The 15,436-nt window shown below is 66.2% G+C and carries 11 protein-coding genes; 9 read left to right on the top strand and 2 right to left on the bottom strand.

The window, feature by feature from the left end:
- Positions 1–10 precede the first annotated feature (10 nt).
- The gene (locus tag U6958_RS01580; RefSeq protein WP_016447208.1) at positions 11–1,225 is read right to left on the bottom strand and encodes a mechanosensitive ion channel family protein; all 1,215 of its coding nucleotides are present in this window, start codon (positions 1,223–1,225) and stop codon (positions 11–13) included.
- 351 nt (positions 1,226–1,576) lie between these two features.
- On the opposite strand from U6958_RS01580, the gene leuS reads away from it, so the two are divergent.
- The 3 genes from leuS to holA all read left to right on the top strand — a co-directional run bounded on the left by leuS (position 1,577) and on the right by holA (position 6,034).
- A complete protein-coding gene (leuS, locus tag U6958_RS01575; RefSeq protein WP_017407287.1) occupies positions 1,577–4,312 on the top strand; it encodes a leucine--tRNA ligase in 2,736 nt (911 codons plus the stop codon).
- A gap of 157 nt (positions 4,313–4,469) precedes the next feature.
- Positions 4,470–4,976, top strand: coding sequence for an LPS assembly lipoprotein LptE (lptE, locus tag U6958_RS01570; protein WP_016447206.1), 507 nt, complete (start codon positions 4,470–4,472; stop codon positions 4,974–4,976).
- Positions 4,977–4,981: 5 nt separating this feature from the next.
- On the top strand, positions 4,982–6,034 hold the full coding sequence (holA, locus tag U6958_RS01565) for a DNA polymerase III subunit delta (RefSeq protein WP_016447205.1): 1,053 nt from the start codon (positions 4,982–4,984) through the stop codon (positions 6,032–6,034).
- A 10-nt stretch (positions 6,035–6,044) separates the two neighbouring features.
- Here holA and U6958_RS01560 read toward each other — a convergent pair whose 3' ends face one another.
- The gene (locus tag U6958_RS01560) at positions 6,045–6,347 is read right to left on the bottom strand and encodes a hypothetical protein (RefSeq protein ID WP_016447204.1); all 303 of its coding nucleotides are present in this window, start codon (positions 6,345–6,347) and stop codon (positions 6,045–6,047) included.
- A gap of 189 nt (positions 6,348–6,536) precedes the next feature.
- Between U6958_RS01560 and U6958_RS01555 the strand changes: the two genes are divergently transcribed.
- From U6958_RS01555 to U6958_RS01530, 6 genes are all read left to right on the top strand, one after another.
- Positions 6,537–7,817: a glutamate-5-semialdehyde dehydrogenase gene (locus U6958_RS01555; protein WP_016447203.1), complete on the top strand. Its 1,281-nt coding sequence runs from the start codon at positions 6,537–6,539 to the stop codon at positions 7,815–7,817.
- 59 nt (positions 7,818–7,876) lie between these two features.
- Positions 7,877–9,334 (top strand): Trk system potassium transporter TrkA, encoded by a 1,458-nt coding sequence (gene trkA, locus U6958_RS01550; RefSeq protein ID WP_016447202.1) that lies wholly within the window; start codon positions 7,877–7,879, stop codon positions 9,332–9,334.
- Between the two features lie 9 nt (positions 9,335–9,343).
- Complete coding sequence (locus U6958_RS01545) at positions 9,344–10,810, top strand: TrkH family potassium uptake protein (RefSeq protein WP_074921135.1); 1,467 nt, start codon at positions 9,344–9,346, stop codon at positions 10,808–10,810.
- A gap of 81 nt (positions 10,811–10,891) precedes the next feature.
- Positions 10,892–12,187 (top strand): glutamate--cysteine ligase, encoded by a 1,296-nt coding sequence (gshA, locus tag U6958_RS01540; protein ID WP_012207794.1) that lies wholly within the window; start codon positions 10,892–10,894, stop codon positions 12,185–12,187.
- A gap of 97 nt (positions 12,188–12,284) precedes the next feature.
- Positions 12,285–14,153 (top strand): potassium transporter Kup, encoded by a 1,869-nt coding sequence (locus tag U6958_RS01535; protein WP_026062036.1) that lies wholly within the window; start codon positions 12,285–12,287, stop codon positions 14,151–14,153.
- Positions 14,154–14,203: 50 nt separating this feature from the next.
- Positions 14,204–15,385, top strand: a complete 1,182-nt coding sequence (locus U6958_RS01530; protein ID WP_017404050.1) for a benzoate/H(+) symporter BenE family transporter — start codon at positions 14,204–14,206, stop codon at positions 15,383–15,385.
- Positions 15,386–15,436: the final 51 nt, after the last annotated feature.

Genomic DNA, 15,436 nt, shown 5'->3' with positions numbered 1-15,436 from the left:
GCCCGCGAACCTAGTCCTGTCCTTCGGGCCAGCGCTCGTTGCCCGCCAGCCGCAGATGCTGGCCATGGTCCGAGGAGCGCTGGTACAGACTGAGCCCGAACAGCGGCAGCATGCCGATCAGGTGATCGAAGATCGCGCCCTGTATGGCCTCGTACTCCACCCAGACCGTGGTGCTGGTGTAGCAAAACAGCTCCAGCGGCACCCCCATGGGAGAAGGCTCCATGGTGCGCACCAGCAGGAACATGTTCGGTGTCTTGTGGATGTGCGGATGGCGCAGCAGGTAGGCGTATGCATAGGCCTTGAACGCGGCCAGATTGCTCAGATGCTGCGCTGCCATCTCGCTGCCCGCCGGCGCATCGGCCATGCGCAGGCCGCCATCACTGCTCCAATAGTCCTTGAGGGGCTCGAGCAAAGACAATTTCTGCCGCTGCTCTGCCGTCAGCAGGCGGATGGTGTGGGCGTCTATGTGCAGCGAGCGGCGGATGCGGCGCCCGCCCGACTCGAACATGCCGCGCCAGTTCTTGTAGCTGTCGCTCATCAGCCGCCAGGTCGGAATGGTGGTGATGGTCTTGTCCCAGTTCTGCACCTTGACCGTGTGCAGCGCGATGTCGATCACGAAGCCGTCGGCGCCGACCTGGGGCATCTCGATCCAGTCGCCCACGCGCAGCATGTCGTTGGAGCCCAGCTGCACGCCGGCCACGAAGGACATGATGGTGTCCTTGAAGATCAGCATCAGCACGGCCGAGGCCGCGCCCAGGCCGGACAGCAGCAGCAGCGGCGAGCGGTCCACCAGGGTGGCGACGATGAGCACGATGGCGATCAGGAACACCAGCAGCTTGCCCAGCTGCACATAGCTCTTGATCGAGTGCGCCTGCGTGGCCTTGCGCTCTTCCTTGAGGTCGTGCGCCTCGTTCATGGCATTGAGCAGGGCGCTGATCACGCGGGCCACGTGGTAGATGGTGCAGGCGATGGCCAGGTTCAGGATCAGGGTGGCCCACTGCGGCTGCAGCTGCGGTATGGCCTGCACGCCGGACTGCATGACCAGCGAAGGCACGGCCTTGGCCAGCCGCTGCAGCACGCTGTCGTGCAGCAGCACCTGGGCCCACTCCATCTCCACCAGCGTGCTGCGCATGCGCGGCAGCACGCGCAACAGCAGCCATTGCACGACAAAACCCGCGGAGCGGGCCAGCAGCACCAGCGCGCACAGCGCAGCCAGGGCCTGCATGACGGGATCCCAGCCGGAAATCAAAGACCAGTTCAGCAAGAGAAAACTCCAGGGCGCGGAAAAACCTGCCGCGCGATAGCGGCATGCCCGGGATGTCCGTATCCGTTCCTGCGCAAGTCCGGGCTGGCGATGGCGGAACGTCTGCGGCGCACTGCCACAGAGGGTACCAAGCATACGCAGCGCGGCTTTTCCCCGCGCGGCGGCCGGGCAACCGGGTGCCGATGGCGCAGTACCGCCTGCGGGCTTGTGGGCTGCTTGCGGCACCGGCGGGCCGGGGCCCTAAAATCGTCGGTTGATTCCGGCCATCCGGCTCGTCCGGCCACCTTGTCCGGCCCTTGGGGCCGCAGCACCATGCAAGAGAAATACAACCACATCGACGTTGAGCGCGCAGCGCAAGACCACTGGTCCGCCCGCGACGCCTACCGCGTGACCGAAGACCAGGCCAAGCCCAAGTTCTACGCCTGCTCCATGCTGCCCTACCCCAGCGGCAAGCTGCACATGGGCCATGTGCGCAACTACACCATCAACGACATGCTGGCGCGCCAGCTGCGCATGAAGGGCTACAACGTCCTCATGCCCATGGGCTGGGATGCCTTCGGCCTGCCGGCCGAGAACGCGGCGCTCAAGAACAAGGTGCCGCCTGCGCAGTGGACCTACGACAACATCGCCTACATGAAAAAGCAGATGCAGGCGATGGGTCTGGCCATCGACTGGAGCCGCGAAGTGGCCACCTGCGATCCCGACTACTACAAGTGGAACCAGTGGCTGTTCCTGCAGATGCTGGAAAAGGGCATTGCCTACCGCAAGACCCAGATCGTGAACTGGGACCCGGTGGACCAGACCGTGCTGGCCAACGAGCAGGTCATCGACGGCCGCGGCTGGCGCACGGGCGCGCCGGTCGAAAAGCGCGAAATCCCCGGCTACTACCTGAAGATCACCGACTACGCCCAGGAGCTGCTGGACCATGTCCAGGTGGGCGGCGACAAGGCCACGCTGACCGGTTGGCCTGAAAAAGTGCGCCTGATGCAGGAAAACTGGATCGGCAAGAGCGCGGGCGTGCGCTTCGCCTTCACCCACGACATCCGTGGCACCGACGGCCAGCCCATCCAGGACGGGCGCCTGTATGTGTTCACCACGCGCGCCGACACCATCATGGGCGTGACCTTCTGCGCCGTGGCGCCCGAGCACCCGCTGGCCCAGCATGCCGCGGCATCGCAGCCCAAGCTCGCGGCCTTCATCGAAGAATGCAAGAAGGGCGGTACCACCGAGGCCGAACTCGCGCTCAAGGAAAAGGAAGGCCTGCCCACGGGCCTGTTCGTCACCCATCCGCTGACGGGTGCCCAGGTCGAGGTCTGGGTCGGCAACTACGTGCTCATGAGCTACGGCGACGGCGCCGTCATGGGCGTGCCCGCGCATGACGAGCGCGACTTCGCCTTTGCGAAGAAGTACGGCATCGCCATCCGCCAGGTCATCGCGGTCGAGGGCGAGACCTTCAGCACCGAGGCATGGGCCGACTGGTACGGCGACAAGCAGCGCGCTGTCTGCATCGAATCCGGCGAACTCGACGGCCTGCCCCATGGGGCTGCCGTGGACAAGGTGGCCGAACTGCTGGCCGCCAAGGGCCTTGGCGAGAAGAAAACCACCTGGCGCCTGCGCGACTGGGGCGTGAGCCGCCAGCGCTACTGGGGCACGCCGATTCCCATCATCCACTGCGAGGACTGCGGCGCCCAGCCCGTGCCTGCCAAGGACCTGCCCGTGGTCCTGCCCCAGGACCTGGTGCCCGATGGCTCGGGCAACCCCCTGGTCAAGAGCGAAGCCTTCCACGCCGGCGTGGTCTGCCCCTGCTGCGGCAAGAGCGCGCGCCGCGAGACCGACACCATGGACACCTTCGTGGACTCGTCCTGGTACTTCATGCGCTATTGCGACGCCAGGAACAGCGAGCAGATGGTGGGCAAGGGCACGGACTACTGGATGCGGGACCAGCATGCCGCCACCGGCGGCAGCGGCATGGACCAGTACATCGGCGGCATCGAGCACGCCATCCTGCACCTGCTGTACGCGCGCTTCTGGACCAAGGTCATGCGCGACCTGGGCCTGGTCAAGGTCGATGAGCCCTTCACCAAGCTGCTGACCCAGGGCATGGTGCTCAACCACATCTACAGCCGCCGCACGGCCAAGGGTGCCAAGGAGTACTTCTGGCCCAAGGATGTCGAGCATGTGTTCGACGAGACCGGCAAGATCGTGGGCGCCAGGCTCAAGGCCGAGGTGGACAGCGCCGACGGCCTGCTGCCCGTGGGCACGGACATCGACTACGAGGGCGTGGGCACCATGTCCAAGTCCAAGAACAACGGCATCGATCCGCAGGAGCTGATCGAGAAGTACGGCGCCGACACCGCGCGCCTGTACACCATGTTCACCGCGCCGCCCGAGCTGACGCTGGAGTGGAACGATGCCGCCGTCGAAGGCAGCTACCGCTTCCTGCGCCGCGTCTACAACTTCGGCGCCAAACTGTCGCAGATGGACATGGCCGGCGCCGTGCAGAGCGTGGCCGGCGCCAAGTCGCTGGACGACGTGGCATTCGGCAAGGCCGCCAAGGCGCTGCGCCTGGAGATCCACACCGTGCTCAAGCAGGTGGAGTACGACTACCAGCGCATGCAGTACAACACCGTGGTCTCGGGCGCCATGAAGATGATCAACGCGCTGGAGGACTTCAAGTCCCACGACGACGCGGGCGCCCAGGTGGCGCTGATCGAAGGCTTCGGCATCCTGCTGCGCGTGCTCTACCCGGCAACGCCCCACCTGGCCCATGTGCTGTGGAGCGAACTGGGCTACGCCGCCCACCTGGGCGATGTGCTGGACGCGCCCTGGCCCCAGGTCGATCCCCTGGCCCTGGTGCAGGACGAGATCTCTCTGGTGCTGCAGGTCAATGGCAAGCTGCGCGGGGCCATCCTCGTGTCCTCGACGGCCGACAAGGCCGAGATCGAGCGCATTGCCCTGGCCAACGAGGAATGCCAGAAGTTCACCAATGGCGCGGCGCCCAAGAAGGTGATCGTGGTGCCGGGCCGCCTGGTCAACGTCGTGGTCTAGGCCATGGCATGCCCCCTGAGGCGCTGCGCGCCTTCCCCCTCTCGCTTCGCGGGGGGGACGACACCCTCGCTGCGGGGCGGCCCTTGCTCGGTGTCCCTCGCTTTGGGCGCGACCGTTGCAAGGGCTGTGAGTGGCGCAAGCGCCTTGGAGAACTGATATGCAAAAACGTACCCTGCTCACCGCCCTGGCCCTGGCTCCGCTGCTGGGGGCCTGCGGCTTTCGCCTGCGGGGGGTGCCGACCTTCGTGTTCCGCTCGCTCTACATCCAGGCGGGCCGGGGCTCTCCGGTGGCGCGGGAGCTGTCGCGCAACCTGGCCAGTGCCAGCGACAAGCTGACCGTGCTGCGCGATCCGGCATCGCCCGACGATGCGGATGCGATCTTCCAGATCATCAGCGAGCGGCAGGAGCGGGTCATCGTCGGCATGAACGCGCTGGGCCAGGTGCGCGAGTTGCAGCTGCGCCTGCGCGTGCGCTTCAAGCTGCGCACGCCCAATGGAGACGAGCCGATCCCCGAGACCGAGATCCTGCAGCAGCGCGACGTGACGTACAACGAAACCAATGCGCTGTCCAAGGAGGCCGAGGAGGCCATGCTCTACAAGGACATGCGTACCGACATCGTCCAGCAGTTGCTGCGCCGCCTGTCGGCCGTCAAGAGCCTGACCTGAGCCCCATGCAGCTTGCCCTGAACCAGCTCGGCGGCCATCTGGCCAAGGGATTGCGCTCGCTCTACGTGCTGCACGGCGACGAGCCGCTGCAGCAGCAGGAGGCTGCCGACGCCATCCGTGCCGCCGCGCGCGCCGCGGGCTACACCGAGCGCAGCAGCTACACCGTGGCCGGCGCCCATTTCGACTGGAGCGCCGTGCTGGCGGCCGGTGGCTCGCTGTCGCTGTTTGCCGATCGGCAGATCATCGAGATCCGCATTCCCTCAGGCAAGCCCGGCAAGGACGGCGGCGCCGCGCTGCAGCAGATCGCCGAGGCGGCGCGCGGCAATGACAGCACGCTCACCCTGGTCATGCTGCCGCGCCTGGACAAGGCCACCAGGACCGGCGCCTGGTTCAGCGCGCTGGAAGCCCAGGGCATGACGCTGCAGATCGATCCCATAGAGCGCGGCCAGCTGCCGGCCTGGATTGCCCAGCGCCTGGCAGCCCAGGGCCAGCGCGTGGCACCCGGCGAGGAAGGCCAGCGCACGCTGCAGTTCTTTGCCGACCGCGTCGAGGGCAACCTGCTGGCCGCACACCAGGAGATCCAGAAACTGGCCCTGCTGCACCCCGCCGGCGAGCTGAGCCAGGCGCAGGTGGAGCAGGCAGTGCTCAATGTGGCGCGCTACGACGTGTTCAAGCTGTCCGAGGCCGTGCTGTCCGGCCAGTTGGCGCGCGTCTCGCGCATGCTCGACGGCCTGCAGGCCGAGGGCACGGCCGAGGTGCTGGTGCATTGGACCCTGGCCGAGGACATCCGCTCCATCTGCCGCGTCAAGGACGCCATGGCCGCAGGTCAGCCCCTGCCCATGGCCCTGCGCGCCCAGCGCGTCTGGGGCGTCAAGGAGCGTTTGTTCGAGCGCCTGCTGCCGCGCATCACCGACGCCCAGGCCGCGCGCCTGCTGCAATCGGCCCACGCGGTGGACGGCATCGTCAAGGGCCTGGCCTTCGAGGGCTGGCCCCGCGACGGCTGGCAGGCCCTGCGCCGCCTGGCCATGGACCTGGCCCAGGCCGGCGCCAAGGGCTGACGTACCGTTCCTAGCTCGTCTTTTCCAGCTGCGCCTGGGCCTTGGTGGCCCAGGTCTCGAGGTTGTCCAGCAGGTCCTTCTGGCTGAAGGAGCAGCTTTCCTCGCTGAACAGCGCGCTGGATTCCAATCGGTCCAGCAGATTGAGCAGCACTTCGCCGTAGCGCGGCGGCAGGGCCTGCAGCAACTCCGAGGAAGCCCTGGCCTGCTGCCCGAGCACGGCGGCCGGCAGCTGCTGCTGTGCCAGTTGGGCGAAGCCCGCGCGCAACTGTGCGAGCTGCTGGGCGGCGAGAAGAGTGTCGTGGCTGGTGGACATGGCGGGAAAACCTCTGCGTACTGGGCAGCAGTGTAGGGTGGCCGCGACATCCTGCCGGCCGCCGGAACGCGGGGTTTGCCCTCTGGTGGCCGTGCGAGGACGCATCCCAGCCGCATCCCAGCCGCATGTTGGCGCGGGGCATGCCCGCTCTCGGTGCGCAAATGGGCGCAACTCGGCGAGAATCTCGGAATGAACGCGCTCAATATCGTCGAATACACCCACAACCTGGGCGTTCAGGCCAAAGTGGCCTCCGCCCAGATGGCCCGAGCCTCGGCTGCCGTCAAAAGCCGCGCCCTGCTGGCGCTGGCGCGCCTGCTGCGGGAGAACGTGGAGCCGTTGCAGACCGACAACGCCCGTGACCTCGAACGCGCCGTGGCCAACGGCCTGTCCGCTCCCATGGTGGACCGCCTGCGCCTGACGCCCAAGGTGCTGGAAACCTGTGCCCAGGGATGTGAGCAGCTGGCCTCCATGGCCGATGTGATCGGCGAGATCATCGGCATGAAGCAAATGCCCAGCGGCATCCGCGTAGGCCAGATGCGTGTGCCGATCGGCGTGTTCGGCATGATCTACGAAAGCCGCCCCAACGTGACCATCGAGGCGGCCAGCCTCAGCATCAAGAGCGGCAACGCCTGCATCCTGCGCGGCGGCTCCGAGGCCATCGACTCCAACAAGGCGCTGGCTGCCCTCGTCGCCAGGGCGCTGGCCGAAGCCGGCCTGCCCGAGCACGGCGTGCAGCTGGTGCAGACCACGGACCGCGAGGCCGTGGGCCAGCTCATCGCCATGCCCGACTACGTGGACGTCATCATCCCGCGCGGCGGCAAGGGCCTGATCGAGCGCATCAGCCGCGAGGCCAAGGTGCCCGTCATCAAGCACCTGGACGGCAATTGCCACACCTATGTCGATGATCCCTGCGACATCGCCATGGCCGTCAAGGTGGCCGACAACGCCAAGACCAACAAGTACAGCCCCTGCAATGCCAGTGAAAGCCTGCTGGTGGCGCGCGGCGTGGCCGCCGAATTCCTGCCGAAGATCGGCGCCATCTACGCCGCCAAGGGCGTGGAGATGCGCGGCTGCCCCGAATCGCTGGCCATCCTGAAGTCTGTGGCCGGTGCTCAACTGGCCGAGGCCACCGAGCAGGACTGGAGCGAGGAATATCTGGCGCCCATCATCAGCGTCAAGATCGTGTCCGGCGTGGACGAGGCCATCGCCCACATCAACCGCTACTCCAGCCACCACACGGACGCCATCCTGACGCGCGACCATATGCACGCCCAGCGCTTTCTGCGCGAAGTGGACTCGGCCAGCGTCATGGTCAATGCCAGCACGCGCTTTGCCGATGGCTTCGAGTACGGCCTGGGCGCGGAAATCGGCATCAGCACCGACAAGTTCCATGCGCGCGGTCCTGTGGGCATCGAAGGCCTGACCTCGCTCAAATACGTGGTGCTGGGTGAAGGCGAAGTCCGCACCTGACCGAGCCGTGCTGCGCGCCGGAATGCCCCGCGCCGGCACCGCAGCACTGCAATGAATCCATGAAAATCATCATTCTTGGCGCCGGCCGTGTGGGCTACAGCGTGGCAGAAAGCCTGGTGTCCGAACGCAACGACATCACGGTGATCGACACCGACGCACGGCGCCTGCGCGAGCTGGAGTCGCGCTTCGACCTGCGTGGCGTCGTGGGCAGCGGCATCGATCCCCATGTGCTGGCCGAGGCCGGTGCCAAGGACACGGACCTGCTGATCGCCTGCGCCGCGCTCGACGAAACCAACCTTGTGTGCTGCAAGCTGGCCCAGGTCCTGTTCGAGATTCCCACACGCATCGCGCGCGTGCGCTCCTCGGGCTTTGGCGAGGACGAGGCGCTGCTGGGCAAGGAAGGCTTTGGCGTCGACCGCATCATCTGCCCCGAGGAATCGCTGACCAACTACATCAGCAAGCTCATCGAGTTTCCCGAAGCCATGCAGGTGCGTGCCTTCGCGGGCGGGCGGGCCGCACTGGCCTCGGTGCGCGCGCGCGACGGCGCCCCCGCCGTCGGCAAGCGCATCGGCGAGCTGCGCGACTGCATGCCCGAGCTGGCCATGCGCATCGTGGCCATCTACCGGCGTTTCCTGGACGAGCCCGACCGCTTCGTCCGCTGCGACGGCAACACGCGCATCGAGCCCGGCGACGAGGTCTTCATCCTGGCCGCGCGCGAGCATGTGGCCGAGGTGCTGCGTGCCATCCACCAGCCTGCCGGCCGGCCTTCGCGCCCGGTCTACCGCATCATGGTCGCCGGCGGTGACCAGGTCAGCCAGCGCCTGGCGCTGCAGCTGTCGCGCGTGCCGGGCCGCTTCCACATCAAGATCATCGAGCCCGACGAGCAGCGCTGCCAGGACCTGGCCTCGCTGCTGCCGGCCGAGGTGCTGGTGCTGCACGGCGATGCCACCGACGAGGACCTGCTGGCCGATGAAAGCGTGGAGGACGTGGACCTGTTCCTGGCCCTGACCGACGACGATGAGAACAACATCATGGCCAGCCTGCTGGGCAAACGCATGGGCGCGCGGCGCGTGCTGTCGCTGATCACTCGGCGTGCCTACGCCGACCTGATGCACGGCACGCAGATCGACATTGCGCTGTCGCCGGCCCAGGCCATGCTTGGCGAACTGCTGGCCTATGTGCGCCGCGGCGACGTGCAGGCCGTGCACAGCCTGCGCCGGGGCGTGGCCGAGGCGCTGGAGATCGTGGCGCGTGGCGACCGCAAAAGCTCGCGCGTGGTCGGCCGCAAGGTCGAGGACCTGCGCGTGCCCGAGGATGCCCACATCGGCCTCATCGTGCGCGGCATACCCGAAGGCGTGCCGGCCGACGAAATCGCGGCCGGTGCCGAGCCCGAGGTCATCATCCCGCGCAGCACCACCGTGATCGAGAGCGGCGACCACGTGATCTTCTTCCTGCCCCACAAGCGGCTGGTACGGGACGTGGAGAACCTGTTTCGCGTCAGCGCCACCTTCTTCTGAGCCGACACCATGCGCGACCTGTTACCCGTCCTGCGCGTGCTTGGCATGCTCATGGTCATGTTTGCGCTGTCCATGCTGCTGCCCTTTGCAGTGTCCTGGTTCACTGACGACGGCATCTGGCGCATCTACCCCTGGGCCATCGGCATCACGGCGGCGGCGGGGCTGTCGCTGTGGATAGGCCTGGACCACTTCCGGCGCGAGCTGCAGCCGCGCCACGGCGTCATCCTCGTCACCCTGGTCTGGGTGGTTTTGCCGCTGTGCGCCATGCTGCCCCTGGTGCTGGGCATGGGTCATGTGGGGCTGAGCATCAGCTTCACCCATGCCTATTTCGAGGCCGTCTCGGGCCTGACGACCACCGGCGCCACCGTGCTCACGGGGCTGGATGCGCTGCCCGTGTCCATCAATGTCTGGCGCACCTTCCTGCAATGGTTGGGCGGCATGGGCATCCTGATCCTGGCCGTGGCCATCCTGCCCCTGCTGGGCGTGGGGGGCGCCCAGCTGTTCCGTGCCGAAGCCGCTGGTCCCATCAAGGACACCAAGCTGACGCCGCGCGTGACCGAGACCGCCAAGGGCCTGTGGGGCGTGTACGGCGTGTTCTCGCTGGCCTGTCTGCTGGCCTTCTGGGCGGCAGGCATGTCGCCGCTGGATGCGCTGATGCACATGTTCGCCACCGTCAGCCTCGGTGGCCTGTCCTCGCATGACACCAGCTTTGCGTATTTCGACTCGCCGTTGATCGAACTGACCGCCCTGGTCTTCATGCTGCTGGCCAGCTGCAACTTCGCGCTGTACTTCGTGGCCATGCGCAAGGGCCGCTGGGACGGCTTCTGGCGCGATCCTGAAATGCGCGCCACGCTGGCCGTGCTGCTGGGGGGCGGGCTGATCGTGGCGCTGCTGCTGTGGGCCAAGGGCGTGTACGGGCCCGTGGAGGCCATGCGCTACGGTCTCTTCCATGTGGTCTCGGTGGCCACGACGACCGGCTTCACCACGGTGGACTACCTGACCTGGCCCGTCTTTGCGCCCGTGCTCATGCTGCTGATGTCGGGTGTGGCCACCAGTGCGGGCTCCACGGGCGGCGGCATCAAGATGGTGCGCATGCTCATCCTGCTCAAGCAGGCGCGGCGTGAACTCACGCGGCTCGCGCATCCGCGCGCCTTGCAGCCCGTGCGGCTGGGCACCGGCGTGGTGGACAACCGCATGATCTTCTCGGTGCTGGCCTTCATGCTGGTCTATGGCGCCACCGTGATCACACTCAGCATGGTGCTGCTGCTCACCGACCTGGACCCGGTGACCGCCTTCTCCGCCGTGCTGGCCAGCGTGCACTGCATGGGGCCGGGCCTGGGCGCGGTGGGCCCGTCCTCCAACTATGCTGTGCTCACCGAATTCCAGACCTGGGTCTGCACCCTGGCCATGCTGCTGGGACGCCTGGAAATCCTCAGCTTCATGGCCTTGCTTTCGCCGGCTTTCTGGCGCCGCTGACGCTGCAAAGACTGGGGAAAACACCTAGACCATGGTCCAATCTCTACAATTGCCCCCCACCGTCGTACCCAGAGGGTCTTTATGGTTCCACATCTCATCACGGCCCTGACCGGCCCGATCAACGAGCTTGAGCAGCGCATCCTCGACTCCATGCCGGCGATCGAGCGCTGGTTCCGGCTCGAATGGATGGAACACACGCCGCCTTTCTATTGCTCGGTGGACATCCGCAACGCCGGTTTCAAGCTCGCACCCGTGGACACCAACCTCTTCCCCGGGGGCTGGAACAACCTGACCGACGAAATGCTGCCGCTGGCCGTACAGGCGGCCATGGCGGCGATCGAGAAGATCTGCCCCGAAGCGCGCAATCTGCTCATCATTCCCGAGAACCACACGCGCAACACGCACTACCTGGCCAACGTGGTGCAGCTCAAGCGCATCTTCAACATGGCCGGTCTGAACGTGCGCATCGGCTCCATCAGCCCCGATGTCAAGAAGACCACCACCGTCACCCTGCCGCATGGCGACACGGTGACGCTGGAGCCGGTGATCCGCAGCAAGCGCCGCATCGGTCTCAAGGATTTCGATCCCTGCACCATCTTGCTCAACAACGACCTGTCGTCCGGCGTCCCGGGCATCGTCGAGGAGCTGTACGAGCAATACCTGCTGCCCCCCCTGCATGCAGGCTGGAGCGTGCGCCGCAAGAGCCGCCATTTCCAGAGCTATGAGGAAGTGGCCAAGCGCTTCGGCAAGCTGCTGGGCATCGATCCCTGGCTGATCAACCCGCTGTTCGGGCGCAGCGAAGGCATCGACTTCGCCAATGGCGTGGGCATGGAAGGCCTGGCCGAACAGGTCGATGTGCTGTTGGCCAAGGTGCGCCGCAAGTACAAGGAGTACGGCATCAAGGAAAAGCCGTTTGCCATCGTCAAGGCCGACAACGGCACCTATGGCATGGGCGTGATGACCGTGCGCGATGCCAAGGAGCTGGCCGAGCTGCCGCGCAAGAGCCGCAACAAGATGGGCATGATCAAGGACGGCCAGACCGTGCACGACGTGATCATCCAGGAAGGCGTGCTCACCCAGGAGCGCATGAACAACGCCGTGGCCGAGCCCGTGGTCTACATGATGGACCGCTACGTGGTCGGCGGCTTCTACCGCATGCATCCCGAACGCGATGTGGACGAAAACCTCAACGCGCCCGGCGCCGGCTTCGTGCCGCTGGCCTTCCAGCACAGCACCCAGCTGCCCCAGATCGGCGCGCGCCCGGGTGCCAGCATGCCCAACCGCTTCTACATGTATGGCGTGGTGGCCCGGGTCGCCATGCTGGCGGCCAGCTATGAGCTGGAGGCGACCAACCCCAACGCGGAAATCTACGACTGATCGGGGTGCTGTCCGATGCGCTCGTCATCAGGACAGCGGACAATGCCGGCATTTCAATTGACTGAAGCCATCTCCCCACGGGATGGCGCATAGACCTGTGCAGAAAACCAAATCTTCGTTGGCCGCGCTCACCCTGGGCGCCATCGGCGTGGTCTATGGCGATATCGGCACCAGCGTGCTGTATTCGGTCAAGGAGGTCTTCGGCTCGGGCCATGTGCCGTTCACCCAGGAGAACATCTACGGCGTCCTGTCGCTGCTGTTCTGGACCCTGACGGTCATCGTCTCGCTCAAGTACGTGGTCCTGGTGCTGCGTGCCGACAACAACGGCGAAGGCGGCTTGGTCGCCATGCTGGCCCTGGCCTCGCAGACCGTCAAGGACAAGCCCCGCCTGCGCAACGTGCTGCTGCTCATCGGCATCTTCGGCACTTCGCTGTTCTATGGTGATGGCGTGATCACGCCGGCCATCTCCGTGCTCTCGGCCGTCGAAGGCCTGGAAGTGGTCTCTCCGCACTTCACCAAGGCCGTGATCCCGCTGACCCTGGTGATCCTCTTCCTGCTTTTCTGGTTCCAGAAGCACGGCACGGCGGGGATCGGTCGGTTTTTCGGCCCCATCACCCTGGTCTGGTTTGCCACCATCGCAGCGCTGGGCGTGCACCAGATCGCGGGCCATCCCGAAATCCTGGCGGCCATCAGCCCGCACTTCGCGGTGCGCTTCATCTGGGACAACCCCGGCACCAGCTTCATCATCCTGGGCGCCGTCGTGCTGTGCGTGACCGGGGCGGAGGCGCTCTATGCCGACCTGGGCCACTTCGGCAAGAAGCCCATCCGCCTGGCCTGGTTCTCGGTCGCCATGCCGGCGCTGACGCTGAATTATTTCGGCCAGGGGGCGCTGCTGCTGGCCAACCCGGCCGCCGTCAAAAATCCCTTCTACATGATGGCCCCGGCCTGGGCGCTGCTGCCCCTGGTGCTGATGGCCACCATGGCCACGGTCATCGCTTCGCAGGCCCTGATCACGGGTGCCTTCAGCGTCACGCGCCAGGTCATACAGCTGGGCTATCTGCCGCGCCTGGAAGTGCGCCACACCAGCGTGCGCGAGACCGGCCAGATCTACATGCCCCTGGTCAACTGGAGCCTGTTCGTAGCGATTGCGCTGGCCGTGGTGCTGTTCCGCTCCAGCGGCAACCTGGCGGCCGCCTACGGCATTGCGGTCACGCTGGACATGCTGATCACCACCACGCTGACCTTCTTCGTGATCCGCTACCGCTGGAACTACCCGCTGGCCCTGTGCATCGCGGCCACCGGATTCTTTTTCCTGGTGGACCTGGCCTTCTTCTCGTCCAACCTGCTCAAGCTGTTCGACGGCGGCTGGTTCCCGCTGCTGATCGGCGGCACGGTGTTCTCGCTGATGATGACCTGGCGCAAGGGCCGCGAGCTGCTGCACGAAAAGCTGCAGGCCGATGCCATCGACCTCAAGAGCTTCCTCGAATCGGTCTGGCGCCATCCGCCGGCGCGCGTGACGGGCACGGCCGTCTTTCTTTCCGGCGAACCGGGCACCGTACCCAACGCCCTGCTGCACAACCTCAAGCACAACAAGGTGCTGCACAACCAGAACATCTTCGTCACGGTGCGCAACCATGAAATTCCCTGGGTGGGTCTGGACAAGCGCACCGAGATCGAGGCGTTGGGCAGCGACTGCTGGCAGGTCATCATCAACTACGGCTTCAAGAACGAACCGGACGTGCCGGCGGCACTGTCCCTGCTGCGTCCCCGGGGTTGCCAGCTAGACGCCATGGAGACCAGCTACTTCCTGTCGCGCGATGTCATCATCCCGCGCATCAGCCACCGCATGGCGCCCTGGCGCGAAAAGCTGTTTGCCCAGATGCACCGCAACGCCAGCCGTGTCTCCGACTTCCTGCACCTGCCCAGCAACTCCGTGGTGGAGCTGGGCTCCAAGATCGAACTGTAGGCGTCGCCAGCGCATCGCACGGTCGGCGGCTGTGGTGACAGAATCGCGCGATGCGCTTTTTCCGTGACTTGAGTCCCTCTGCCTTCGCAGCCGGCTTCGTGGCCGTGCTCGTGGGCTTCACCAGCTCGGTGGCCCTGGTCTTTCAGGCCGCCCAGGCCTTCCATGCCACGCCCGAGCAGATCACGTCCTGGATCTGGGCGCTGGGACTGGGCATGGGCCTGTGCTCTCTGCTGCCCTCGCTGATACTTCGCATGCCGGTCATGGTCGCCTGGTCTACGCCAGGCGCAGCCGTCCTTGCCACGGCAGGGCTTGCCGGGGGCTTTTCCATGGGCGAGGCCGTTGGCGCCTTCATCATCAGCGCGGGGCTGATCATCCTGGTGGGAGCCACAGGCTGGTTCGAGCGCGTCATGAACCGCATCCCCATGGAAATCGCTGCCGCCCTCCTGGCGGGCGTACTGGCCAACTTCGGCATGCAGGCCTTTGCCGCCGCCAGGGATGCGCTGCCCCTGGTGCTGGTCATGCTGCTGACCTATCTGCTGTCGCGCCGCCTGGCACCGCGCTATGCGGTCATCGCCACGCTGGTGGCCTCCATCGCCTGGGTGGCGCTCAACGGGCAAATGCAATGGTCCGCCGTGCATGCAGGCCTTGCCTGGCCAGTCTTCACCATGCCGCAGTTCTCGGTGCCCGCCCTGGTGAGCCTGGCCTTGCCCCTGTTCGTCGTCACCATGGCCTCGCAGAACCTGCCCGGCGTGGCCGTCATCCGTGCCACGGGCTACGACCTGCCCATCTCCCGCATCATCAGCATGACGGGCATCGCCACCCTGGTGCTGGCCCCCTTCGGCGGCTACGCGCTCAACCTCAGTGCCATCACCGCTGCCATCTGCATGGGGCCCGAGGCCCATGAGGACAAATCCCGCCGCTACACGGCGGCGGCCATCTGTGGCCTCTTCTATATAGTCATCGGCATCTTCGGCGCCGTGGTCACGGGACTGCTCACCGCCTTCCCCAAGGAACTGGTGGTCTGCATAGCGGGACTGGCCCTGCTGGGCTCCATAGGCAGCGGCCTGGCGACAGCTCTCAAGGGGGAGGAACACAGGGAGGCTGCGTTGATCACCTTTCTGGTGACGCTCAGCGGCGTGGTGATAGCCGGAGTCGGCTCGGCGTTTTGGGGCGTGGTCGCGGGCAGCCTGGCGCTATTTGTGCAACATTACCGACGTGCACGGGCTGACTGATACGCGGCCCAGGCCCGGGCACCCCACTTCCGCCTCCCATACAGGCGAGGC

The organism is Delftia lacustris (genome assembly GCF_040267515.1).
Lineage (GTDB): Bacteria > Pseudomonadota > Gammaproteobacteria > Burkholderiales > Burkholderiaceae_C > Comamonas > Comamonas tsuruhatensis.
Note: the sequence above shows the minus strand (reverse complement) of the source record. Positions and strands in the feature narration are given on the sequence as shown.

What these genes read in the sequence shown, in the direction of transcription:
- trkA (WP_016447202.1), top strand. Translation starts at nt 7,877, where the DNA reads ATGAAAATCATCATTCTTGGCGCCGGCCGTGTGGGCTACAGCGTGGCA.
- gshA (WP_012207794.1), top strand. Translation starts at nt 10,892, where the DNA reads ATGGTTCCACATCTCATCACGGCCCTGACCGGCCCGATCAACGAGCTT.
- U6958_RS01545 (WP_074921135.1), top strand. Translation starts at nt 9,344, where the DNA reads ATGCGCGACCTGTTACCCGTCCTGCGCGTGCTTGGCATGCTCATGGTC.
- U6958_RS01580 (WP_016447208.1), bottom strand. Translation starts at nt 1,225, where the DNA reads ATGCAGGCCCTGGCTGCGCTGTGCGCGCTGGTGCTGCTGGCCCGCTCC.
- holA (WP_016447205.1), top strand. Translation starts at nt 4,982, where the DNA reads ATGCAGCTTGCCCTGAACCAGCTCGGCGGCCATCTGGCCAAGGGATTG.
- leuS (WP_017407287.1), top strand. Translation starts at nt 1,577, where the DNA reads ATGCAAGAGAAATACAACCACATCGACGTTGAGCGCGCAGCGCAAGAC.
- lptE (WP_016447206.1), top strand. Translation starts at nt 4,470, where the DNA reads ATGCAAAAACGTACCCTGCTCACCGCCCTGGCCCTGGCTCCGCTGCTG.
- U6958_RS01555 (WP_016447203.1), top strand. Translation starts at nt 6,537, where the DNA reads ATGAACGCGCTCAATATCGTCGAATACACCCACAACCTGGGCGTTCAG.
- U6958_RS01560 (WP_016447204.1), bottom strand. Translation starts at nt 6,347, where the DNA reads ATGTCCACCAGCCACGACACTCTTCTCGCCGCCCAGCAGCTCGCACAG.
- U6958_RS01530 (WP_017404050.1), top strand. Translation starts at nt 14,204, where the DNA reads ATGCGCTTTTTCCGTGACTTGAGTCCCTCTGCCTTCGCAGCCGGCTTC.